Origin of the sequence: Pantoea vagans (genome assembly GCF_001506165.1) — a bacterium.
Classification (GTDB): Bacteria; Pseudomonadota; Gammaproteobacteria; order Enterobacterales; family Enterobacteriaceae; genus Pantoea; species Pantoea vagans_C.
The window spans coordinates 991,180-1,012,727 of sequence record NZ_CP011427.1 but is presented as its reverse complement, the minus strand read 5'-3'; the positions used below and the strand labels follow the sequence as shown (position 1 = coordinate 1,012,727).

At 55.2% G+C, this 21,548-nt stretch carries 19 protein-coding genes; 13 read left to right on the top strand and 6 right to left on the bottom strand.

All coding sequences use genetic code 11. From position 1 onward, the window contains the following. Positions 1 to 6: 6 nt before the first annotated feature. The 4 genes from LK04_RS04610 to LK04_RS04595 all read right to left on the bottom strand — a co-directional run bounded on the left by LK04_RS04610 (position 7) and on the right by LK04_RS04595 (position 2,579). On the bottom strand, positions 7 to 903 hold the full coding sequence (locus tag LK04_RS04610) for a Dyp-type peroxidase (protein WP_039329699.1): 897 nt from the start codon (positions 901 to 903) through the stop codon (positions 7 to 9). Between the two features lie 97 nt (positions 904 to 1,000). Beyond that, the gene (locus LK04_RS04605) at positions 1,001 to 1,621 is read right to left on the bottom strand and encodes an RpoE-regulated lipoprotein (RefSeq protein ID WP_039329701.1); all 621 of its coding nucleotides are present in this window, start codon (positions 1,619 to 1,621) and stop codon (positions 1,001 to 1,003) included. 63 nt (positions 1,622 to 1,684) lie between these two features. Beyond that, entirely contained in the window at positions 1,685 to 2,146 is a 462-nt protein-coding gene (locus LK04_RS04600; protein WP_102136002.1) for a DUF2919 domain-containing protein, read from the bottom strand. Positions 2,147 to 2,153: 7 nt separating this feature from the next. Then, on the bottom strand, positions 2,154 to 2,579 hold the full coding sequence (locus LK04_RS04595; protein WP_034825851.1) for a GNAT family acetyltransferase: 426 nt from the start codon (positions 2,577 to 2,579) through the stop codon (positions 2,154 to 2,156). A 210-nt stretch (positions 2,580 to 2,789) separates the two neighbouring features. On the opposite strand from LK04_RS04595, the gene amiA reads away from it, so the two are divergent. Both amiA and hemF read left to right on the top strand, forming a co-directional pair. Next, positions 2,790 to 3,647, top strand: coding sequence for an N-acetylmuramoyl-L-alanine amidase AmiA (amiA, locus tag LK04_RS04590; protein WP_039329704.1), 858 nt, complete (start codon positions 2,790 to 2,792; stop codon positions 3,645 to 3,647). Positions 3,648 to 3,694: 47 nt separating this feature from the next. Further along, positions 3,695 to 4,615, top strand: a complete 921-nt coding sequence (gene hemF / locus LK04_RS04585; protein ID WP_039329706.1) for an oxygen-dependent coproporphyrinogen oxidase — start codon at positions 3,695 to 3,697, stop codon at positions 4,613 to 4,615. A gap of 147 nt (positions 4,616 to 4,762) precedes the next feature. On the opposite strand, the gene maeB is transcribed toward hemF, so the two are convergent. Continuing rightward, positions 4,763 to 7,042: an NADP-dependent oxaloacetate-decarboxylating malate dehydrogenase gene (gene maeB / locus LK04_RS04580; RefSeq protein ID WP_039329708.1), complete on the bottom strand. Its 2,280-nt coding sequence runs from the start codon at positions 7,040 to 7,042 to the stop codon at positions 4,763 to 4,765. Between the two features lie 329 nt (positions 7,043 to 7,371). On the opposite strand from maeB, the gene tal reads away from it, so the two are divergent. The 3 genes from tal (at position 7,372) to ampH (ending at position 11,716) form a co-directional block, all read left to right on the top strand. Next, positions 7,372 to 8,322 carry a transaldolase gene (gene tal / locus LK04_RS04575; protein WP_039329710.1) on the top strand — a complete coding sequence of 317 codons (951 nt, stop codon included), beginning with the start codon at positions 7,372 to 7,374 and terminating at the stop codon, positions 8,320 to 8,322. A gap of 69 nt (positions 8,323 to 8,391) precedes the next feature. After that, positions 8,392 to 10,401, top strand: a complete 2,010-nt coding sequence (tkt, locus tag LK04_RS04570) for a transketolase (protein WP_039329711.1) — start codon at positions 8,392 to 8,394, stop codon at positions 10,399 to 10,401. Between the two features lie 145 nt (positions 10,402 to 10,546). Continuing rightward, positions 10,547 to 11,716, top strand: coding sequence for a D-alanyl-D-alanine-carboxypeptidase/endopeptidase AmpH (gene ampH / locus LK04_RS04565; RefSeq protein ID WP_039329713.1), 1,170 nt, complete (start codon positions 10,547 to 10,549; stop codon positions 11,714 to 11,716). A 128-nt stretch (positions 11,717 to 11,844) separates the two neighbouring features. Here ampH and LK04_RS04560 read toward each other — a convergent pair whose 3' ends face one another. Then, complete coding sequence (locus tag LK04_RS04560) at positions 11,845 to 12,918, bottom strand: DUF1176 domain-containing protein (RefSeq protein WP_039329715.1); 1,074 nt, start codon at positions 12,916 to 12,918, stop codon at positions 11,845 to 11,847. 624 nt (positions 12,919 to 13,542) lie between these two features. Here LK04_RS04560 and LK04_RS04555 point away from each other — a divergent pair. Genes LK04_RS04555 through LK04_RS04520 form a run of 8 tightly spaced genes read left to right on the top strand, consistent with a single transcriptional unit; the run spans position 13,543 to position 21,469 of the window. Beyond that, a complete protein-coding gene (locus LK04_RS04555; RefSeq protein WP_039329717.1) occupies positions 13,543 to 14,373 on the top strand; it encodes a DeoR/GlpR family DNA-binding transcription regulator in 831 nt (276 codons plus the stop codon). Positions 14,374 to 14,385: 12 nt separating this feature from the next. Further along, positions 14,386 to 15,369 (top strand): substrate-binding domain-containing protein, encoded by a 984-nt coding sequence (locus LK04_RS04550; RefSeq protein WP_039329719.1) that lies wholly within the window; start codon positions 14,386 to 14,388, stop codon positions 15,367 to 15,369. Positions 15,370 to 15,371: 2 nt separating this feature from the next. Continuing rightward, positions 15,372 to 16,877: a sugar ABC transporter ATP-binding protein gene (locus LK04_RS04545; protein WP_039329964.1), complete on the top strand. Its 1,506-nt coding sequence runs from the start codon at positions 15,372 to 15,374 to the stop codon at positions 16,875 to 16,877. Next, positions 16,870 to 17,859, top strand: coding sequence for an ABC transporter permease (locus tag LK04_RS04540; protein ID WP_039329721.1), 990 nt, complete (start codon positions 16,870 to 16,872; stop codon positions 17,857 to 17,859). The genes LK04_RS04545 and LK04_RS04540 overlap by 8 nt, the downstream gene beginning before the upstream one ends. A 16-nt stretch (positions 17,860 to 17,875) precedes the next feature. After that, positions 17,876 to 18,925: an ABC transporter permease gene (locus tag LK04_RS04535; RefSeq protein WP_039329723.1), complete on the top strand. Its 1,050-nt coding sequence runs from the start codon at positions 17,876 to 17,878 to the stop codon at positions 18,923 to 18,925. Further along, positions 18,925 to 19,617 (top strand): D-allulose 6-phosphate 3-epimerase, encoded by a 693-nt coding sequence (gene alsE / locus LK04_RS04530; protein ID WP_039329725.1) that lies wholly within the window; start codon positions 18,925 to 18,927, stop codon positions 19,615 to 19,617. Before LK04_RS04535 ends, alsE begins: the two co-directional genes overlap by 1 nt. Beyond that, positions 19,614 to 20,507, top strand: coding sequence for an allose kinase (alsK, locus tag LK04_RS04525; RefSeq protein WP_039329727.1), 894 nt, complete (start codon positions 19,614 to 19,616; stop codon positions 20,505 to 20,507). The genes alsE and alsK overlap by 4 nt, the downstream gene beginning before the upstream one ends. After that, positions 20,507 to 21,469 (top strand): ribokinase, encoded by a 963-nt coding sequence (locus LK04_RS04520; RefSeq protein WP_039329729.1) that lies wholly within the window; start codon positions 20,507 to 20,509, stop codon positions 21,467 to 21,469. The genes alsK and LK04_RS04520 overlap by 1 nt, the downstream gene beginning before the upstream one ends. Positions 21,470 to 21,548: the final 79 nt, after the last annotated feature.

The window sequence follows — 21,548 nt, the reverse complement described above, 5'->3', positions numbered from 1 at the left end:
GTGAGGTTATAACGCCTGCAGCGCTTCAATCGATGGCGCAAAGAAATAACTGCCAGTCACCGGTTTGGTGAAGCGCAGCATCGCATCCATCTTGCCATCGCGCTCACCGAACATGCTCAGCAACTGCTGCTCAATGTTATGGAGACGATTGCAGTAAGAGATAAAGTACAAACCCTGCGTACCGCTGGCGGTGCCATAAGGCAGGCTTTGGCGCAGGATCTTCAACCCTTTGCCCTCTTCTTTAAGATCAACGCGGCTGAGATGCGATGTCGCGGGGCGCTGGTCGCCGGGCAACTCTTGGTTATCCACCTTGGTGCGGCCAATAATCGCTTCCTGCTTCTCAACGGCCATGCGATTCCACAGCTTGAGGTTGTGCTCCCAGCGCTGGGTGAACACATAGCTGCCGCCCGCGTCTGGACCTTCCGCGATAATCGCCACTTGCTGGCGCGCCTCACCCTGCGGGTTCTCGGTGCCATCCACAAAGCCGGAAAGATCGCGCTCTTCAACCCAACGGAACCCGTGCGTCTCTTCTTCAATTGCCACCGCACCGGCAAAAGCCTCCAGCGCGGCCTGCGCCAGCGAGAAGTTCACGTCATGACGCAACGACTGAATGTGGATTAACAGATCGCGTTGCGTCGCAGGCGCAATGCCTTTACCCAATGGCGCAAAGGCTTTTAACTCAGGAGCAGAAGTCTGGCCTTGCAGGTCGCGCCACAGCGCATCACCAAAGGCGATCACCGCGCCTAATCCCGCATCAGTAAAGGTCTGTTGCAGTGCAGCCAACCGCTGCAAGAAGGAATGGCTGCCCTGACGCAGCGCATCGAGGTCGCCCGTGACACGGGCTTCAAGCCAAATGGCGAAACGGCGGTGCTCCAGTAGGATCCCGCTCTGACATTGAGACATTGCACTGCTCTCCGGCATGAAAGTTAGGACGTTTTTTTCGCCTGTATCATACCGGAAAGCCACACAGTGATTGTGCGTTAACGCAACTTTTTTTCGCTTAACGCTGCCAGACCATTTTGCTGATCTTCCAGCTTTTTAAGGTGTCGTCTGAGGGCATCAGGCCTTCCGGTCCGTGCCATTCACCGCTGTAAACATAAGCGATGTGCTGACTGCCAGGTGCACGGCACTCAACGTCACGCGCATCCAGCCCTGCGGCCAGTTTGCAGTTATCGAACGCTTTGCTGAATTTGGCGCTAAACAGATCGCCGATTTTGCTGCCATCGGCGCTTTTCGCATCGGCATCCATCACTTCGATGCGCTCGACGCTGCTCTGCCCGTTAATCACCAGCTTCACTTTACCGTCATCCAGCGCCTGCCAGAAATCGACAACCTGGCCATTCTGCGTACGCATGCCCTGACGCAGTTGGAAATCATTGTTCAGCGCTTTACCGATCGCTGCTTCCGTCATCGGCGTGGTGCTGCTCAACCCTGCCACACCCTGCTCTGTCACGGTTAATGAGCCGCCAAACCAGTTCATCGGATTCAGTGCCGACCAGTGATAGCTCAGCGGATTGTACCAATGGCTTTCGCTGGCGCTGGAAGGTGAAGAGGAACCCGAACTGGCGCAACCCGCCAGTATCAGCGCGCTGACCAGCAGTGCGGGACGAACAACTTTCATGAATACTCCTTGATCTTCTGTGCCGACTGGCGTGCCTGTTGGAGTCGCAAAGCGGCAAAAAGTTTATTCGAGATGTTGATGTTCCGGCAGAAAACAGTCACGTAAACGTCGATGGGCTTGTAGCCAAACCAATGCCAGCAAGTCAAACAGCGTTAACAGCAGCGGCAGTGGCGAATCAGGAAACGCCCCTTGCAACAGCCCATAGCCTTGCCACAACAGGCTAATGAGCAGTGAAGCACTTAACACCTGCCGCCAGCTCTGCCACAGGCGTGGCCAGCGTTGGCGATAACCAGTCAGCAGTAAACCCAGCGCGGCGGGGATGCCCAACACTAAGCCGAGCCAGAAGCTCTGGCGGTCGGGATAATACAGCGCCAGTAAATCGTTGCCTTGTTGACGTGACGCACCGGCCATCACCAGTAACAGCCAGGTACGCGCCTGTAATAAGAGAATTAACCAGAAAAGAAACGGCAGCCGCAGCTGCCCTTTTGCATCGTACTCTTCGGGTAAATATTTCAGCCCCATCATCGGTGGCTCAGTACTCGCGATCTTCAATCAGGCGTTTACCCAACAGCACCGAATCAACTGGCTCATAATCGAGTTTTTCATAGAAGGCGAGCACCTGATCGTTCTCTTCACGCACCATCAGATTAATTTTCGGGCAACCGCGCGCAATCAGTTTTTTCTCCAACCGATTCATCAACGCATTGGCAAAACCCCGTCCTTGATAATCGGGATGCACCGCCAGATAGTAGACCGAACCCCGGTGGCCGTCGTACCCGCCCATCACCGTGCCGACCACTTCACCACCGACTTCCGCCACCAGAAACAGTTCCGGATCGTGGTTCATTTTACGTTCGATATCCAGTTCCGGATCGTTCCACGGACGTAACAGATCGCAACGCTCCCAGAGCGTGATTACTTCTTCAAAATCTTCCTGGCGGAAAGAGCGGATTTCCATCGACGTTACCCTGCGGTTAGGCACAATTCGCTGATTATCACGCATTATTTGCCTGGCGCAACCCTCACACCGCGCAACGGGGGAAAAAAACGGCTAAATTGCTGTTAGTACGGTGCAATACAAAGTAATGCGCTGAAATGGTTGTGAGGTCGCCGCGAGGCAATTGTTACGATATAACACTGGGCAGGATTTTCTGTCAGGGACACCATAATGAGTAAGATTTCACTGTTGAAGCGCCTGACCAATCGCCGTCAGTTGATTCTGTCTGGTTTAGCATTGGCGGTGCTGTCGCCGCGCGCCGTGATGGCGAAAGAAGAGAGCGCCGATTTACGCATCAGTAAAAGTCACACGCCCCCGAAACCGGCGACCAGCGGTAAACGCATCGTGATGATCGACCCCGGCCATGGCGGCATCGATTCCGGCGCAGTGGGTGAGGAAGGCTCTGAAGAGAAACACGTAGTGCTGGCGATTGCCAACACGGTACGCACGCTACTGCAAAACCACCCAAAAGTTGAGGTGCGGTTGACGCGCGAAAGCGATCACTTTATCCCGCTGTATCAGCGTGTAGAGATCGCTCATCAACACGGTGCGAGCATGTTTATGTCAATCCATGCTGACGGCTACACCAGCCCGGAAGCCAATGGCGCTTCGGTGTTTGCGCTCTCTAACCGTGGTGCCAGCAGCGCCATGGCGCGCTATATGTCGCAGCGTGAAAACGATGCCGATAAAGTCGGCGGCGCAGAAGTACAGGAAAAGGATAATTATCTGAACCAGATTTTGTTTGATCTGGTGCAGACCGACACCATCCGTAACAGCCTGACGCTGGGTAAACACGTGCTGGATCAGATTCGCCCGGTACACCATCTGCACAGCCAGCACACCGAACAGGCGGCATTTGCGGTGTTAAAGTCGCCATCCATCCCCTCGGTGCTGGTGGAAACGTCGTTCATTACTAATCCGCGTGAAGAGCAATTGCTGGGTACCACTGCATTCCGTCAGAAAATTGCCAGCGCGATTGCCGATGGTATCGTCAATTACTTCAACGAGTACGATCGTCGCCAGGCGTAGCTTTTTCCTGTGATAGAATCGCGGCAAATTTCCGGAACGAGTGACCCATGAGCAATCCCGATATTTCCCGCGTCAAAGCGTTCTTATTGACGCTTCAGGATGAAATTTGCGCCCAACTGGCGGCAGCCGATGGCCAGGCGACCTTCGCCGAAGATGACTGGCAGCGACCCGGTGGTGGCGGCGGACGCAGCCGCGTGCTACGCAACGGCGCGGTATTTGAGCAGGCGGGCGTCAACTTCTCGCACGTGCATGGCGATCAGATGCCCGCCTCTGCAACGGCACATCGTCCCGAGCTGGCAGGCCGCAGTTTTGAAGCCATGGGCGTGTCCCTCGTTGTCCACCCGGAAAATCCGTACATCCCCACCAGCCACGCCAACGTGCGCTTCTTTATTGCCGAGAAACCCGGTGCCGACCCTGTATGGTGGTTCGGCGGTGGTTTCGATCTCACGCCCTATTACGGTTTCGAGGAAGATGCGCTGCACTGGCATCAAACAGCGTTTGATCTGTGCCAGCCGTTTGGCGAAGACGTCTACGCTCGCTACAAAAAGTGGTGTGATGACTATTTCCATCTAAAGCATCGTAATGAGCAGCGCGGCATCGGTGGGCTGTTTTACGACGATCTCAATACGCCAGATTTCGATCACTGCTTCGATTTTATGCAGGCGGTCGGCGAAGGTTATCTGAACGCTTACCTGCCGATTGTTGCTAAGCGCAAGACCCTGCCGTGGGGCGAACGCGAGCGCCAGTTCCAGCTTTATCGTCGCGGGCGCTATGTTGAATTCAATCTGGTGTGGGATCGCGGCACGCTGTTTGGCCTGCAAACCGGCGGGCGCACAGAATCCATTTTGATGTCGATGCCGCCGCTGGTGCGCTGGGAGTATGATTACCAGCCAGAAACAGGGTCACCGGAAGCAGCACTGTATAGCGATTTCCTGCCGGTGAAGAATTGGCTGGGATTAGACAAATAACACCTCGTCGTCATCGGGGTTGAACACACCGCGGCCTTGGCCTTGAGCGCATAAATGCGTCATTGAATTTCGTGTGCGCTGCGGCCTGGTGCGCATAAATGCGCACCCTACAAGCCCGTAGGGTCGCCATTTATGACGACCGGTTCATCACAACGGCTCGGTCTGCGCCTCCACCACCGCTAACGCCACCATATTCACGATGCGCCGCACCGAGGCGATACGCGTCAGCACATGCACCGGCTTACTGATGCCCATTAATACCGGCCCAACGGTCACCCCTTCCGAGCACGACACGCGCAGCAGGTTGTAGCTGATTCGCGCCGCTTCAACGTTTGGCATGATCAACAGATTGGCGGTACCTTTGAGCGGGCTATCGGGCATCAACTCTCGCCGAATACTCTCCACCAACGCAGCATCACCGTGCATCTCACCATCGATCTCTAACTCCGGTGCCCGGCTTTGAATCAGCGCCAGCGCTTCACGCATCTTACGCGCGCCCGGTGCATTCGACGTACCGAAGCTGGAGTGCGACAGCAGCGCCACTCGCGGCTCAATACCAAAGCGGCGCACGGTTTCAGCCGCCAGCAAGGTGATATCCGCCAGTTGCTCCGCGCTGGGGTCCTCATTCACATAGGTATCCGCCAGGAAAGTGTTGCCGCTTGGCAGCAGCAGTGCGTTCATCGCCCCCGCCACTTTCACGTCGTCGCGGAAGCCAAACACTTTCTCCACCACATCATAATGCTCACGATAATCGCCAATAGTGCCGCAAATCATCGCGTCGGCTTCTCCCCGATGCACCATGATGGCACCGATCAACGTCGGATTGCCGATCACCGCACGCTGCGCGGTTTCCGGTGTCACACCACGCCGTTTCATGATCTGGTAATACTCGTTCCAGTACTCCTTAAACCGTGGGTCCGACTCGTTATTCACGATCTCGAAATCTTTACCTGCCTCGATTTTTAACCCTTGTTTCTGAATACGCATGGCAATCACATTCGGGCGGCCAATCAAAATCGGTTTTGCCAGCCCTAACGACACCAGCTCCTGCGTGGCGTGCAGCACGCGCACCTCCTCCCCTTCCGCCATCACCACCCGTTTCGGATCTTTTCGTGCCTGCGAGAAGATCGGCTTCATAAACAGGTTAGTTTTGTAGACGAACTCGGTGAGCTGCTCACGATAGGCATCAAAGTCAGTAATCGGTCGGGTTGCCACGCCCGATTCCATCGCTGCTTTGGCAACAGCGGGTGCGATTTGCACAATTAAGCGCGGATCGAAAGGCTTGGGAATGAGGTATTCCGCGCCGAAACTCAGGTCCTGATCGTCGTAAGCCGATGCCACCACATCGCTCTGTTCTGCCTGCGCCAGCGCGGCAATGGCGTGCACCGCCGCCAGTTTCATCTCTTCATTGATCGCAGTAGCACCGACATCCAGTGCGCCACGGAAGATAAACGGAAAACAGAGCACATTGTTGACCTGATTAGGGAAATCGGAACGTCCGGTGCAGATAATCGCATCCGGTCGCACCTGTTTCGCTAACGGCGGCATGATCTCCGGTTCAGGATTAGCAAGAGCCAGAATCAGCGGATCTTGCGCCATTTTTTGCACCATTTCTGGCGTCAGCGCTTTAGGGCCTGAACAGCCGAGGAAAATATCCGCGCCGCCAATCACCTCATCCAGCGTGCGCGCCCCATTATCCGCTATGGCATACTCGGCTTTGGTGGGCGTCATATTCGGTTCACGGTCGCGGTAGATCACTCCTTTGGAATCGCAGACCACAATGTTGTGTTTCTGCATGCCCAACGCCACCAGCAAGTTCAGGCAGGCAATCGCCGAGGCGCCTGCGCCTGACACCACCAGCCGCACATCCGAGATGGCCTTTTTCACGATAGTCAGTCCGTTGAGCACCGCCGCAGTACAGATGATCGCCGTACCGTGTTGATCGTCGTGGAAAACGGGAATTTTCATACGCTCACGCAGCTTCTGCTCAATGTAAAAGCACTCAGGCGCTTTGATATCCTCCAGATTGATCCCGCCAAATGTTGGCTCCAGGGCGGCGACCACCTCAATCAGCTTATCCGGGTCCAGCTCATCGATTTCGATATCGAACACATCAATGCCGGCAAACTTCTTAAACAGCACCCCCTTGCCTTCCATCACCGGCTTGCCCGCCAGCGCGCCGATATTACCGAGGCCCAACACCGCCGTGCCGTTGGAGATCACCGCCACCAGGTTGCCGCGTGCGGTGTATTTATGTGCCGCCAGCGGATCGGCGGCAATCTCCAGGCAAGGTGCCGCCACGCCAGGCGAATAGGCCAATGCCAGATCACGTTGTGTCGCGAGGGGTTTAGTCGGGGAAACCTGAATTTTTCCGGGCGTGGGGAATTGATGAAAATCGAGAGCGCTTTGCTTGAGTTGATCGTCCATTAGGCATCCTTTTGCGCAGCTGAGAAGCCACCAGTATAGGAATCAACGGCACAAAAGAGGGTGAAGGCGCTCAAAGAACGCACAGTCTCAAGGGCACAGATTGCTACGGCTTCGCCTGCGGGTTTGGCTCAGCCTGCTATCCTTAAGGATGGCAAAACGCGTTGCTGAACCGATCAGGCCACCCCATCTGTCACAGATGCACTTCGTCGCCACAATCAGAGAAAACGCATTTTCTTCGTGCAACGTCTGTAGCACTGTGTTGGGCCACGACTCAACAGGAAAGGGCACGGCTCTTTTGCCCATACATTTGCTAATCAAGGAGTTAAGCAATGAACCAGCTAGATGCATTGAAACAGTTCACCACCGTGGTGGCAGACAGTGGCGATATCGAATCCATTCGCCAATACCATCCGGAAGACGCCACCACCAACCCTTCATTGATTCTGAAAGCTGCCGGCCTCGACGCTTATAAACATCTGATTGATGACGCCATCGACTATGCAAAAAAACAGGGTGGCAGCAAAGAGACACAAATCATCAACGCCAGCGACAAAGTGGCGATTAACCTCGGTATGGAAATTCTGAAAAGCGTACCGGGCCGTGTCTCTACCGAAGTGGATGCGCGCCTCTCCTTCGATCGTGGCATGTGTGTCACCAAAGCTGAAAAACTGGTACGGATGTATGAAGAGAATGGCATCGACCGCTCTCGCATCCTGATTAAACTGGCATCCACCTGGGAAGGGATCAAAGCCGCTGAAGAGCTGGAGAAAAATGGCATTCAGTGCAACCTGACGCTGCTGTTCTCTTTCGCTCAGGCGCGGGCCTGTGCCGAAGCAGGCGTGTTCCTGATTTCTCCGTTCGTTGGCCGTATCTACGACTGGTACAACAGCCGTAAACCTCTCGACCCTTATGTGGTGGATGAAGATCCCGGCGTGAAATCGGTACGCCGTATCTACGATTACTACAAAAAGCATCGTTACAGCACAGTGATCATGGGCGCCAGCTTCCGTAAAGTCGAACAGATCCAGGCACTGGCTGGCTGTGACCGCCTGACTATCTCGCCGAATCTTTTAGAAGAGCTGGCGAACAGCGATGCACCGCTGGAGCGCAAGCTGGAACCCTCAACCGAAGGCTTCCACCAACCGGCACCGCTCTCCGAAGCAGAGTTCCGCTGGGAGCATAATCAGGATCCGATGGCGGTAGAAAAACTGTCTGACGGTATCCGCCAGTTCGCCATTGACCAGCAGAAGCTGGAGGATGTGCTGGCTTCACGTCTGTAAGCAACAAAACTTCTCATGCCGGACGAGCGTCTGCTCGTCCTCAATTGCCCAATCAAAACGGAGTACCCTATGTCTTCACGCAGAGAGTTGGCTAACGCGATTCGTGCTTTGAGTATGGATGCGGTACAAAAAGCAAATTCAGGTCACCCTGGCATGCCGATGGGGATGGCGGATATCGCTGAAGTGTTATGGCGCGATGTCCTGAAACACAACCCTAATAACCCGGCGTGGGCTGACCGCGACCGCTTCATTCTCTCCAACGGCCACGGTTCGATGTTGCAATACAGTTTGCTGCACCTCACCGGTTATGACCTGCCAATGGAAGAGCTGAAAAACTTCCGCCAGTTGCATTCGAAAACACCGGGTCACCCAGAGCTGGGCTATACGCCAGGCATTGAAACCACCACCGGACCGCTCGGTCAGGGCCTCGCCAATGCGGTGGGCATGGCGATTGCCGAACGCACGCTGGCGGCACAATTTAACCGCCCTGGTCACGACATTGTCGATCACTACACCTATGTGTTTATGGGCGATGGATGCCTGATGGAGGGCATCTCGCACGAAGTCAGTTCACTGGCGGGCACCCTTGGCCTCGGCAAACTGATTGGCTTCTATGATCACAACGGCATCTCGATTGATGGTGAAACCGAAGGCTGGTTCACCGATGACACCCACAAGCGCTTTGAAGCCTACAACTGGCACGTAGTCGGCAGTGCCGAAGGGATTGACGGACACGACCCAGAGGCCATCGCCGCAGCCATTAAAGAGGCGCAGAGTGTCACGGACAAACCGTCTCTGATTATCTGCCGCACCATCATCGGATTTGGCTCGCCGAACAAAGCCGGTAAAGAAGAGTCGCACGGCGCGGCGCTGGGCGAGCAGGAAGTGGCGTTAACGCGCCAGAAACTGGGTTGGCATTATCCCCCGTTTGAAATTCCGAAAGAGATCTACCAGCAATGGGATGCGAAAGAAGCTGGCAATCAGCGAGAAAAAGCCTGGGATGAAAAATTCGCTGCCTATCAGGCTGCACACCCCGATCTCGCTAAAGAGTTCAGCCGCCGCCTCGACGGCGGTATGCCCGCGAAGTGGGCAGATGAAACTCAGGCTTTTGTTGAGCAGCTACAGGCGAATCCGCAAAAAATTGCCAGCCGCAAAGCCTCGCAAAACACCCTGGAAGTTTATGGCAAACTGCTGCCTGAACTGATGGGCGGCTCCGCTGACCTCGCGCCGAGTAACCTCACTATCTGGTCAGGCTCGAAATCGATCAAAGAGGACATTGCCGGTAACTACATTCACTACGGCGTGCGTGAATTTGGTATGACCGCCATTGGCAACGGGATTGCCGTACACGGCGGCTTTATTCCTTATACCGCCACCTTCCTGATGTTTGTTGAGTACGCGCGTAACGCAGTGCGCATGGCCGCATTGATGAAGGCGCGCCAGGTGCTTGTCTATACCCATGACTCGATCGGTTTGGGTGAAGATGGCCCAACACACCAGCCAGTTGAGCAACTCGCCAGCCTGCGTGTCACGCCGAATATGAGTGTCTGGCGTCCTTGTGATCAGGTAGAAACCGCCGTGGCATGGAAAGCGGCCGTCGAGCGTCACCATGGCCCGACAGCGCTGATTCTGTCACGGCAGAATCTGCTGCAACCTGAGCGGAGCAAGACCCAGGTGGCTGATATCGCCAAAGGGGGTTATGTGCTGCAGGATTGTGACGGCACGCCGGAAGCCATCATTATTGCCACCGGTTCCGAAATTGAAATCGCCTTGGGTGCAGCGGATAAACTGGGCGCTAACGGCCATAAAATCCGCGTGGTTTCGCTGCCAAGCACGGATATGTTTGATAAGCAGGACGTGGCCTACCGTGAATCCGTGCTACCTTCGAGCGTGAAAGCGCGCGTGGCCGTTGAAGCGGGCATCGCCGATTACTGGTTCAAATATGTCGGTCTGGATGGCGCGATTGTCGGGATGACCACCTTCGGGGAGTCCGCACCCGCCGGTAAGCTGTTCGCGGAGTTTGGCTTTACCGTGGAAAATATCGTGAGCCACACCGAAGCATTACTCAAGCCGCACTAATCGATTCGGCCCTGCGTTTACCAACGTATGGGCCGTTTTTTGATCACAGCCTGATACAGAAAAAAATCCCACTTTCCCCCTTCCCGCACCGCGCAAACTGATTACTATAGGCTTTCCTCCGATTCCTGTTGCGGACGCTTTCCCGTTGAAAAAACGTACTCCCTTTTTACTGGCCTTAATGGTTTCAGTGCTTCCATTAAAAAGCATGGCGCAGACCGCCGCCGATCCGCTGCTGGCCTCTCAGATCGTTGATCGTTATGCCGAGCACATTTTCTATGGCAGCGGTGCAACTGGTATGGCGTTGGTGGCGATTGATGGCAATCAGCGCGTGTTCGCCAGCTTTGGTGATACCAGCCCCGGCAATAATGTCCGCCCCCAGCTTGATTCAGTGATTCGCATTGCTTCATTGAGTAAGTTGATGACCAGCGAAGTGATGGTGAAGATGGCCGAGCGCGGTCAGATCCGTCTTGACGATCCGCTGAGTAAATATGCGCCTCCTGGCGCACGTGTCCCAAGTTATAACGGCCAGCCGATTCGCCTGATCAACCTTGCCACCCACACCGGCAGCCTGCCGCGCGAACAGCCAGGTGGCAAACCGCATCGTCCGGTATTTGTCTGGCCAACCAAAGCCGACCGTTGGCAATGGCTGCGTGGTGCCGAGTTGAAGGCGACGCCAGGCACCCAAGCGTCTTACTCTAACCTGGGTTTTGATCTGCTGGGCGATGCCTTGTCGAAAGCCGGCGGGATGCCCTACCCAGCGCTGTTGCAGCAGTTGGTGACGCGCCCACTGGGCATGAAAGACACCACCTTTACTCCGTCACCGGATCAATGCCAACGTCTGATGATCCCAGAAAAAGGGGCCAGCCCGTGCAACAATACGCTGGCGGCCGTGGGCAGCGGTGGCGTTTACTCGACACCTGATGACATGGGCCGTTGGATGCAGCAGTTCCTGAACTCGGCAGTCAATCATCGCACGCCACAGATTGATCGTTTGCAAACGCTGATCTATCGTCGCGACCAACTGACCAAAGTCGAAGGGATGGATGTGCCAGGACGCGCCGATGCCTTAGGCATGGGCTGGGTTTATATGGGGCCAAAAGAGGGCCGTCCTGGCATCATCGAGAAAACCGGCGGCGGCGGAGGCTTCATTACCTATATGGCGATGGTGCCGCAGAACAATGTTGGGGTGTTTGTCGTGGTGACACGTTCACCGCTGTCACGCTTTACTCCGATGAGTGATGGCGTGAATAACCTGCTAGCCGAGTTGGTTGGTAACCAGAACGGCTCACCGATGACGGTGCAAGCGATTCGTTAATCATTCACGACCCTATATGAGGCACTCAACCGTAGCGGCGCAATTTATTGCGCGTCTTTGAGCAGCATCAACGCTTGGGGGAAGCGCGATGAATCGCGCCGCTACGGTCATGTTTTCCAGCCGCCTGATTAACGCGACTGAACCGCATTCTGCGACTGGCTAACCCATAACGTTGGCCAGTCCTCACTGCTATGCCAGGCATCGCAGATTTTCTCTTCGGCATACTCGGCCAGCACAAATTCGTTGCCATCGAACTGCCAACGGGTCGCTACGCCGCAATCTCCCAAACCACGCCCTTTACTGAAGGTGTACAGCAGACCACTGCTGGCATCGAACTCTGCGTTAACCAACTCCAACTGATTATCGCTGCGTGATGGCGGCGTAAAGGGCAAGTTCAGCATCAATCCGCGCGCCACATAGGGCTGTCTGCGCGTCACTTCAAACGCCAGATCAATCACGTTGTAAGCGCCGGTTTCGCAGCTGACTAAGATCAACGCTTTGGTGTCGGTGAGCGGTGCCACCGTCACTTCTCGCCGCAGCGGATCAAGCGAGCAGTTATCGGTATTGACGCGCCAGGTGCCATAGTCAATTAACCCGGCGGTTTCCTCTTGGGTCAGTGGTGCGGGTTGCGGTAAAGGCGTGGGTAGCTGCGGCAGCTGTGGCGGCGGCGGTACATCCCACTGCGCCCGATCTCCCCGCTTCACCCAGGCACTGCCACCGTTCACCCTGCCCTGCACTTCATCCATCAACAGCAGTGCCGCTTTCATGCCGCTTAAAGGAATAGTGGCTTTGGCTTGATAGGTCAGCTGCAGATTGTTGGCATCCAGCGTTTGTGCCAGAAACTCGTCAATGGCAACGGCATTACTGGTGGCCAGATGGTGCGGTTCAACTGACCAGTGTTTAAGGTCTGGCGTCAAGCGACGCTGATCCAGCAGCAGGTTATCTTTCAGCGTACCGCCGGGCAGTTCGCCACTGTATCCGCTGCCGTAATCAATACGCAGGAGCGGGCGATCGTTAACGCCAGCATGACGTGAGACGGTCATCACTAATCCGTTGTCACCGGGAAAGCTGCGCGCCACGCAAAAAGCCGCGTTGTTGCAGGTGAGCTGCCAGTCAGAAAATGACTTTTGCAGTGGCTCAGCCTGAACGCACGCGACAAACATAAAAGGCAACAAAAGCAGCGACTTCATCCAATACGACATTAAAAAAACCGGTCCCCAAATTCCTGGAAAGAAAATCATAGCGCAACGGCAACGCTGTCAGCAGGCCCAAACTGTGAGCTGGCCTGAAAAGTAAGGTTAACTGCTGAAAAAGCCGTCGCCTGAGGCGATCTAAGGCTGGATGACGTAACACCTTCATCATCCTTTTCGACCGAATTCTGCTCAATCGGATTCGTCGGACTATTGCGGACAGTGCGGGTGATGTCCGCCAATTGAGGAGCTAAAGAGAGGTAGCGGCGCAATGCATTGCGCATTTGTCATCAGCACAACGTTAAAAACCGCGTGATGAATCGCACCGCTTCGGTAAACAACATAATTATGTTGGGATCACAAATCGGTCAAATACACACAAACGGTCACATCCGGTCATGTTAAGGTGTTTTACCGCGATTATAGTTGTTGGCTACCGATCCCTTCATTTAGCGCTAATACGCGTATTTATGTGAATCAGATCTCATTAAATATGAAATAAACAGATCTGATTTACATAAAAACCTGACTCATATCACTCAAACACCGCCAGGCAATTTGGGCTCTGCGGACCCGTGCGCAGTCCACATTTTCCGGCTGCGGTATCCAGTAATTTATCACCATCGGAGGGCAGTTATGTTGCCGATTGAAAGACAGCAGCGAATTATTGACGAACTTAATTTAAATGGTCGGGTTATTGTCGCTGAATTAGTCACGTTATGTCAGGTTTCTCAGGAAACCATTCGTCGTGATTTAACTCAGCTGGAGAAACGTGGGCTGTTGCAACGTAGCCACGGCGGTGCAGTACCAGCAAAACGACAAGCCGCTAACATTCAGGGGAATACGAGAGGTGTTAACGAGTATGAATTATCTTTCCGCCAGAGAATGAATGAACATGTAGATGCAAAAATGGCGATAGCCAAACGTGCACTCGATTTCATCAGCCCCGGCGATTGTATATTACTCGACAGTAGCACCACTTGCTGGTATTTAGCGCGACAGCTACCGGATATTGAATTAACGGTGTTAACCAACTCTATCAGAATCGTGCAGACCCTTGCCGCACGCGGCAGTATCCGCACCATCTGCTTAGGGGGAGAGTACTCTGACCGTTATGAAGATTTCCACGGCGTAGTCGCTGAGCAGCCTTTACGGGAATTCCAGATCAATAAGATCTTTTTTTCCTGTAGCAGTTTAGGCAATGACGGTTATTTACGTGAAGGTAACGAAAACAACGCACATTTAAAACAGCAAATGCTATTAGCAGCAGAAAGAAAACATCTGTTGCTGGACGCCAGTAAATTTCTGCGGCCCTCATTCGCGCGTATTTGTCATTATCGCGATGTGGACTTCCTCATCACTGACCAAATAAAAGACAAAGAGCTGGAACAAGAATTAGCCTGGAACGGCGTCAATATTATTGATTGCTCACAGCGCACCAATTCAATGCAGCTAATAAAAAATTAATTCGGAGTCTTTATGAAAAAACATCTTATCGCCTGTTCTCTACTTGCCCTGTTTGCCGCCACTGGCGCGCACGCGGCCGATAAATTGCGCATGGGCATCGTGGTGAAAATTGGCGGTATTCCCTGGTTTAATGCCATGGAAGCGGGCATCAAAAGTGAAGCGGCGAAACGCGGCATTGATGCATGGATGGTGGGCCCAACGGCTGCGGACCCGGCGTTACAGGTGCGAGCTATTGAGGATTTGATCGCGCAGAAAGTCGACATCATCGGCGTGGTGCCGAATGACCCGAAAGTGCTGGAGCCGGTGCTGAAACGCGCACGTGAAGCCGGAATTCAGGTGATTACCCACGAATCACCCGATCAGAAAGGGGCTAACTGGGACTTCGAACTGGTGGATGCGCCGACCCACGGCATCAACCATATGAAGGCCCTGGCGAAATGTATGCATGAGGAAGGCAAATACGCCATGTACGTTGGCAGCCTGACCGTGCCATTGCATCAACAGTGGACTGATGCCGCACTGAATTACCAGAAAGAACACTACCCAAAAATGCAAATGGTGACCGACAAATTCGGCGTGGGTGAATCGCTGGATGACTCGATTCGTACCACCAATGAGCTGATGTCCAAGTACCCGGATCTGAAAGGCATCATGGCGTTTGGTTCTCAAGGCCCGATTGGTGCCGGTCGCGCGGTGATGAACCGCAACAAAATCGATCAGGTGTGCGTGATTGGTGCCTTTAGCCCAGGTCAGGGTGCTTCGCTGGTGCAGCGTGGTGCGATTAAAGGTGGCTACATCTGGAACCCAGAAACCGCCGGTGAAGTGTTTATCCGTATCGCCGACATGATGCAGAAGAAAGAGCCAATCACCGATGGCATGACCATCGAGGGGCTGGGCAAAGTGAAAGTTGACGAGGCGACACACACCATCCTCGGTAACAACACCGAAAGCCTGGACAAAGAAAACCTGCCAAAACTGGTGAAAATGGGGCTGTAATGATGAAAGAGGTGATCCCACAGACGCTGATTGCGCTCGACAACCTGTCGAAAACATTTGGTGGCAACCGCGCACTGAGCGATATCTCGCTAAGCCTGTTGGCTGGCGAAGTGCACTGTCTCGCTGGCACCAACGGCTGTGGCAAGAGCACCTTAATCAAAGTCATTTCCGGGGTACACGCCCCGGACAGTGGCAGCCGCATCACACTGGGTGAGGGTCCCAGCTTCCCGCGTCTGACCACCCGTCAGGCGCGTGACTTCGGCATCCAGGTGATTTACCAGGACCTGTCACTGTTCCCCAATCTCAGCGTGGCCGAGAACATCGCCTTTGAGCACAACCTCAATGGCCTGCTCGGCTGGCATCGCAAAGCGAAGCTGCGCGAGACCGCTGCGCGCATTATTGAAGAACTCAAGTTTGACCTCGATCTGGATGAGAAAGTCTCGGCGCTGTCGATTGCGGCCCGCCAGCAGGTGGCGATATGCCGGGCACTGGTCGCCGATGCGCGTCTGGTGATCATGGATGAGCCAACGGCTTCTCTCACCCGTACCGAGGTGAATCAGTTGCTGCGCACCGTGCGTTATCTGAAAGACAAAAACATCTGTGTGGTGTTTGTTAGTCACCGTCTGGATGAAGTGTTAGAAATTTCCGACCGCGTGACGGTGATCCGTGACGGGCGCAAAATGGGCTGCTGGCCAGCCAAAGAGATGACGCCACACCATCTCACCGAACTGATGACCGGTCTGAAACTCGACTATCAGCTGAAAGCGCCAACCCGCAATGCCGACCGTGCCATTCTTGAAGTGGATAATCTGACCCGTGCCGGACAGTATCACGACGTCAATTTCAAACTCTATCAAGGCGAAGTTCTGGGCCTGTGTGGCCTGCTTGGCTCTGGCCGCACGGAACTGGCTCTCTCACTGTTTGGCATGACCAAACCGGACAGCGGCAAAATCTGGCTCGATAGCAAGCCGGTGCGCTTCCGTGGTCATGAAGATGCCATCAAAGCGGGCATCGGGTATGTCTCCGAAGACCGCTTAACGCTGGGCTTGGTCCAGCAGCAGTCGGTAGCCGACAACATGGTGCTGCCGATCCTCGATAAGCTGCAAAACCGTTTCCACATCATCGACGAATACCGCAAAAACAAGCTGATCCTGCAATGGATTCAACAGCTCGGCGTGCGCGTGGCCGATCCCAATCTGGCGATCTCTACCCTGTCTGGCGGTAACCAGCAAAAGATCGTGCTGGCGAAATGGGTGCTCACGCAGCCGCGCATCCTGATCCTTGATTCCCCGACCGTGGGCGTCGACGTCGGTGCCAAAGCCAGCATTTATCAACTTATCCATGAGCTGGCGAAAGAAGGTCTGTCGATCATTCTGATTTCCGATGAAGTGCCTGAGGTTTGGTACAACTGCGACCGCATTCTGCACTTCCGTGATGGCACCATTCATGCCGAATACCAACCCGATACCGTTGAGCAACAACAGCTGGCGGAGGTGATTAATGCCTGATTTATCTCGTTTACGCCCGCACTCCAGTCAAGGCTGGCTGGCGTGGGTACTGCTGGCTTTTATCCTGTTCTTCTCGGTAGCCAGCGATCAATTCCTGACGGTGCAGAACCTGCTGGATCTGGCCGAAAGCTACGCCGTCACCGGCATCTTTGCCCTCGGGCTGTTTTTGGTGCTGGTCACCGGCGGCATCGATATCTCGTTCGCGGCGGTGGCGTCGGTAGTGCAATACCTCATCGCCACGCTGTTTGTGCAGTTTCAGTTTGATAACGCCCTGCTGAGCATTCTGCTGGCGATTGTGTGCGGCACACTGTTCGGGGTGATCAACGCCCTGCTGATTACCTCACTGCGCGTGGTGTCGATCATCATCACCATCAGTATGCAGTCGCTGCTGTTTGGTTTGTTGATGTGGGTTACCGGCGGAAAAAGCCTCTACTCACTGCCGGACTGGTGGATCACGCTGCGCAGCGTGCTGCCTTTTACCTGGCAGGGCAACAGTTTCCAGATTGGATTGCCGCTGGTCACCATGCTGGTGATTGCCGGACTGACCGCGCTGCTGTTGAACAAAACCAACCTCGGCCGTCAGCTGTATGCGGTGGGTGGCGATGCTGAATCTGCCCGTCGCATCGGCATCCGCGTCGGTCTGATTCACGTCTTCGCCTACGGCTGGCTTGGTGCGATGGCCGCAATTGGCGGGCTGGTGCAGGTGTATCGCATGGGTGAAGTGGTGCCGAATGCGTTAGTTGGCGGCGAGTTAGATGTTCTGGCAGCCACGGTGCTTGGCGGTGCCAGCCTGATGGGCGGCAAAGGCACAGTGAGCGGCACGCTGATGGGTGTGTTCCTGATCGCCATCCTGAAGAACGGCCTCAACCTGATTGGCGTCTCGAACTACTTCATGAACATCGTCGTCGGCGGCGTGATCATGGTGGCGATTGCCGTGACGCACTACAAAAAACGTAAAGAAACTGACGTCAGTTTCGTCTGACCGAAAGGGCATGCATATGAAATCACTCTCCTCTCTGCGTCCGGACGGCACCAATATCGGCCTGATGTTACTGATTGCGCTGGCGCTGGCGATCTTCACCATCATGTTGCCGGGTCGTTTTATGACGGACTCCACCTTTATGAGTATGGCGTTCCAGTTGCCAGAACTCGGTTTGCTCACGCTGGCGATGTTTATTGCCATCCTCAGCGGCGGTTTGAACCTGGCGATCATCGCCACCGCTAACCTGACGGCGCTGTTTATTGCCTGGACGCTGATGAGCGCCCTGCCCGCTGATGCAGGCACCGGTCAGCAACTGCTGTGGCTGTTTATCGCCATCATCGGCGCGATGGTGATTGCTGCCTTCATCGGCGTGATCACCGGCGTGATGGTGACGCGGATTGGTGCCCACCCGATTCTGGTGACGCTGGCGACCATGATGACACTTAACGGCATCGGTATCTGGCTGACCAAAGGCGCAGCCGTTAGCGGCATGCCTTCGATTGTGCAGGCGCTCGGCTCCAACACCTTGCTGGGTATGCCGCTGCCGCTGTGGGTGTTCCTGATTGCCGCTGCGCTGCTGGCGCTGTTCTTAGGCAAAACTCGTGCCGGTAAATGCATCTATATGGGCGGCAGCAATATCAACGCCACCTGGTTCAGCGGCATCAACACCCACCGCATGGTGATTCTGGTGTACGTGATCTCCAGCCTGCTGTGTGTACTGGCCGGATTGATCATGATGGCGCGCTTTAACTCGGCCCGTATGGGTTACGGCGATGCTTACCTGCTGCTGACGGTACTGGCGATTATTCTCGGCGGCACCGACCCGAACGGCGGTTTTGGCCGCGTCACCGGTGTGGTGCTGGCGCTGATTGCGCTGCAAGTGCTCTCCACTGGATTCAACCTGATGAACATCAGCCAGCATGTCAGCCTGGCGATGTGGGGTGCAGTGCTGATTGTGGTGCTGGCCTTCAAACAATTTAAAGCTCGTTTTAATGAACATCGCGCCGTAAAGCTCAGCAAGTTAGCCGCGGCCCTTAACCCTTTGACCGAAAAGAAGGAAGTATGATGCGTATTCAAGTCTCCCCGTCGTTGATGTGTATGAATCTGATGGAGATCAAGCACCAGTTAGAAGTGCTGGACTCCCGCGCGGACTTCCTTCACATCGACATCATGGACGGTCATTACGTTAAGAACATCACGCTGTCGCCGTTCTTTATTGAACAGATTCGTCCACACACCAAAGTGGCGCTGGATGTCCATCTGATGGTGGAACACCCGACTGATTTCATCGAAGTGATTGCCAAAGCCGGCGCAGACTACATCTGCCCGCACGCCGAAACCATCAACCGTGATGCGTTCCGCGTGATTAACCTGATTCGCAGTTTCGGCAAGAAAGTGGGTGTGGTGCTGAACCCGGCGACCCCGGTGTCGTTTATCCACCACTACATTCACCTGCTGGATAAGATCACCGTGATGACCGTTGATCCTGGCTATGCAGGCCAGCCGTTCATCCCGGAGATGGTGGCGAAAGTGCAGGAGCTGAAAGCTCTGAAGCAGCAGCACGGCCACCAATATCTGATCGAGATCGACGGCTCCTGTAACACCCGCACTTATAACACCCTGGTGGGTGCGGGCGCGGAAGTGCTGATTGTCGGCACCTCTGGTCTGTTCAATATTCACAACGATCTGGCCACCGCCTGGGACATGATGCGCGACAGCATTGATGAAGCGCAGGGCCTGAACAAGGTGTCCGCATGAAAAAACGCTGGCTCGGTATCGACATTGGCGGCACCGGCACACGTCTGCAACTGATGGAAGAGGGACGCGAATGGTCCAGCTTCCGCAAAGTGCCGACGGCCAGCTGGGCGCAGCAACCCGATGCCCTGTCGGCACTCGGGCAGTTAATCGGCGAGACATTAGAGCAACAACCAGTGAGCGGCGTGATGCTGGGCTTGCCGGGCATTCTCAGCCGCGACCGTCAGCAGGTGATCTCGTTGCCCTTTATTCAGGCGCTGGATCACCAGCCAGTTGCCGCCATCCTCACTGAACGCCTTGGCGTGCCGGTGGCGATGGATAAAGACGTCAATCATCTGATGATGTGGGATTTGATGCAGCTGGAGCAGTTACCGGATATCGCCGTCGGCCTCTATCCTGGCACCGGCATGGGCAACAGCCTGTGGATCAACGGCCAGTTTTACCATGGTCAGCACGGCGGCGCGGGTGAGCTGGGACACGTACCTATCGCCGGTAACGATCTCCCCTGCCCGTGCGGCAACCGGGGTTGTGCAGAGACGTTGACGTCAGGCCACTGGCTGAGCCAATGGGCGAAGGCCAACGTGCCACAAACCGATATGTCCGCGCTGTTTACCCAGCACGGCGATCATCCAGAGCTGCAAGCGTTCGTTTACCGACTGGCGCAGCTGATTGCCACCGAGATGAACATTCTCGATCCGGAATACTTGATTTTGGGCGGCGGCGTGTTGGCGATGGCGGACTTCCCGTTGGCGCAGCTGCGCAGCCAGGTTCAGCAGCATCTGCGTCCGCCTGCCACGCGTGATAATTTGAAGATTGTGTTCAGTCAATCCACCGATCACACCGGCTGTCGCGGCGCCTGTCTGGCCGCAGAACGCCTGTTCAGGAGTGCATGATGAAAGGAAAAGTGTGTGTGTTTGGCTCATTCAACCTCGACGTTGTCGCGGTGATGAACCGTTTCCCGATGCCGGGTGAATCCTTGACGGCTCACCAGAGTATGATGGGACCCGGCGGTAAAGGCGCAAACCAAGCCACTGCTGCCCTGCGCGCCGGGGCGCGCGTGCACTACATCGGCAAAGTGGGGAACGATGATTTCGGCACCTTTGCGCGTCGTCACTTAGAAAAAACCGGCTTTGATGCCATTACGCTGTTTACCTGCAAAGAGAAACCGACCGGTAACGCCCTGATTTACGTGGCGGGTGATGATGCCGAGAACATGATTTCGGTTTATCCCGGCGCTAACACCACGGTGAGTGCCGCTGAAGTATCACGCTGCCAGCCCACCGTTGCCGCCGCTGATATTCTGCTGGTGCAGTTGGAGAACAACCTCAGCGCCATCCAGCGCATGATCGATAATGCGCGGGCAGGTGGCACCTTTGTGATTTTAAACCCTGCGCCATGGCAAAAAGTGAGTGACTCATTGCTGGCGAAAGTGGATTTGCTGACGCCAAACAGCACCGAAGCGATGCAAATCACCGGAGTGAAAGTCACCGATTTCGCCAGCGCGCAGCAAGCCGCTGAGGTGCTGCATCGTAAAGGCGCACGTCAGGTGATTATTACATTGGGTATGGCCGGCGCACTGCTTTCCAACGCAGAGCAAGCGCCGCTGCGCATTCCGCTGTTCCCGGCACAGCCGCTGGATACCACCGGCGCGGGCGATGCGTTCAACGGCGCACTGGCGGCACGGCTGGCGTCCGGTGATGAGCTACCGCAGGCGGCGCTGTTTGCTTCTGCCTATGCTTCACTGTGTGTGGAGCGTTCAGGAGCGGCGAATTCAATGCCTTCTTACGCCGAAGCGTTGGCGCGTATGCAGGCACATCCGGAGTGTGTGCCAGAACCGTTAGCCGTTTGCGTGTAACGGTGCGCATAAATGCGCACACTACAGCGTCCGTAGGGTCGGCATTTATGCCGACCTGGTTAATCACCGCACCCGGGTA

Coding starts and splice junctions, on each gene's coding strand:
- LK04_RS04610 (WP_039329699.1), bottom strand. CDS start 903: ATGTCTCAATGTCAGAGCGGGATCCTACTGGAGCACCGCCGTTTCGCC.
- LK04_RS04605 (WP_039329701.1), bottom strand. CDS start 1,621: ATGAAAGTTGTTCGTCCCGCACTGCTGGTCAGCGCGCTGATACTGGCG.
- LK04_RS04600 (WP_102136002.1), bottom strand. CDS start 2,146: ATGATGGGGCTGAAATATTTACCCGAAGAGTACGATGCAAAAGGGCAG.
- LK04_RS04595 (WP_034825851.1), bottom strand. CDS start 2,579: ATGGAAATCCGCTCTTTCCGCCAGGAAGATTTTGAAGAAGTAATCACG.
- amiA (WP_039329704.1), top strand. CDS start 2,790: ATGAGTAAGATTTCACTGTTGAAGCGCCTGACCAATCGCCGTCAGTTG.
- hemF (WP_039329706.1), top strand. CDS start 3,695: ATGAGCAATCCCGATATTTCCCGCGTCAAAGCGTTCTTATTGACGCTT.
- maeB (WP_039329708.1), bottom strand. CDS start 7,042: ATGGACGATCAACTCAAGCAAAGCGCTCTCGATTTTCATCAATTCCCC.
- tal (WP_039329710.1), top strand. CDS start 7,372: ATGAACCAGCTAGATGCATTGAAACAGTTCACCACCGTGGTGGCAGAC.
- tkt (WP_039329711.1), top strand. CDS start 8,392: ATGTCTTCACGCAGAGAGTTGGCTAACGCGATTCGTGCTTTGAGTATG.
- LK04_RS04560 (WP_039329715.1), bottom strand. CDS start 12,918: ATGTCGTATTGGATGAAGTCGCTGCTTTTGTTGCCTTTTATGTTTGTC.
- LK04_RS04555 (WP_039329717.1), top strand. CDS start 13,543: ATGTTGCCGATTGAAAGACAGCAGCGAATTATTGACGAACTTAATTTA.
- LK04_RS04550 (WP_039329719.1), top strand. CDS start 14,386: ATGAAAAAACATCTTATCGCCTGTTCTCTACTTGCCCTGTTTGCCGCC.
- LK04_RS04545 (WP_039329964.1), top strand. CDS start 15,372: ATGAAAGAGGTGATCCCACAGACGCTGATTGCGCTCGACAACCTGTCG.
- LK04_RS04540 (WP_039329721.1), top strand. CDS start 16,870: ATGCCTGATTTATCTCGTTTACGCCCGCACTCCAGTCAAGGCTGGCTG.
- LK04_RS04535 (WP_039329723.1), top strand. CDS start 17,876: ATGAAATCACTCTCCTCTCTGCGTCCGGACGGCACCAATATCGGCCTG.
- alsE (WP_039329725.1), top strand. CDS start 18,925: ATGCGTATTCAAGTCTCCCCGTCGTTGATGTGTATGAATCTGATGGAG.
- alsK (WP_039329727.1), top strand. CDS start 19,614: ATGAAAAAACGCTGGCTCGGTATCGACATTGGCGGCACCGGCACACGT.
- LK04_RS04520 (WP_039329729.1), top strand. CDS start 20,507: ATGAAAGGAAAAGTGTGTGTGTTTGGCTCATTCAACCTCGACGTTGTC.